We start from the raw sequence: 254 nt of genomic DNA on the forward strand, positions 1-254 counted from the left end.
GTTTTGCTCAAACGATCCACCACCCCACTTTCTCGCATCAAGTTACCTAAACAGAACATACCGACAAGTGGTGTTGCTGCTGGTAAGAACAAGATAGTTAAGCCAAGCACTGCAATTGGGAAGATAATCTTCTCACGCATGCTCACCGGGCGAAGCTGCTCCATTTGAATTTCGCGTTCTTCTTTTGTGGTTAGCGCTTTCATGATCGGTGGTTGAATAATCGGCACCAATGCCATGTAAGAGTATGCAGCTAC

General features: G+C 46.1%; 1 protein-coding gene. It reads right to left on the reverse strand.

Annotated features, from left to right (window positions below):
• Positions 1-203, reverse strand: a 203-nt coding sequence (locus Q4528_RS14825) for a sodium ion-translocating decarboxylase subunit beta (RefSeq protein WP_303522433.1), incomplete at its 3' end; no start/stop codon positions are given.
• Between the last annotated feature and the right edge of the window lie 51 nt (positions 204-254).

It is taken from the genome of Staphylococcus pasteuri, from assembly GCF_030547725.1.
GTDB classification, from domain to species: Bacteria; Bacillota; Bacilli; order Staphylococcales; family Staphylococcaceae; genus Staphylococcus; species Staphylococcus pasteuri.